General features: G+C 54.5%; 1 rRNA gene. It reads right to left on the bottom strand.

The window, feature by feature from the left end:
• A 23S ribosomal RNA gene (locus tag HMPREF0650_RS04160) occupies positions 1-706 on the bottom strand; the annotation flags it as partial.

Genomic DNA, 706 nt, shown 5'->3' with positions numbered 1-706 from the left:
CTGAGGCTTAGGACCCGACTGACCCCGGGCTGATTGGCATTGCCCGGGAAACCTTGGTCTTGCGGCGGGAGGGAATCTCACCCTCCTTATCGTTACTTATACCTACATTTGCTTTTCCATGCGCTCCAGCCAGGGTCGTCCCCCAACATTCGACGCACATGGAATGCTCCCCTACCGATACTTTTAATATACATTACTATCCCGCACCTTCGGTGCCTGCCTTATACCCGATTATTATCCACGCCCGGACCCTCGACTAGTGAGCTGTTACGCACTCTTTGAATGAATGGCTGCTTCCAAGCCAACATCCTAGCTGTCACGGGGACCGGACTTCGTTAGACTAACTCAGGCAGAACTTCGGGACCTTAGATGGCGGTCTGGATTCTTCTCCTCTCGGGGACGGACCTTAGCACCCGCCCCCTTACTGCAGGGCTGCTGTGCATGAGCATTCGGAGTTCGTCAGGTCGCGATAGGCGGTGAAGCCCTCTTGACCTATCGGTCGCTCTACCTCTCATGCAGATCACCCCACGCGGCACCTAAATGCCTTTCGGGGAGTACGAGCTATCTCCAAGTTTGATTGGCCTTTCACTCCTACACACACCTCATCCAGAAGCTTTTCAACGCTTATTGGTGCGGGCCTCCATTCCGTGTTACCGGAACTTCACCCTGGACATGTGTAGATCACTTGGTTTCGCGTCTACCCCCT

Source organism: Hoylesella buccalis ATCC 35310, from assembly GCF_000177075.1.
Lineage (GTDB): Bacteria > Bacteroidota > Bacteroidia > Bacteroidales > Bacteroidaceae > Prevotella > Prevotella buccalis.
This window is presented reverse-complemented; position numbering and strand designations above follow the sequence as displayed.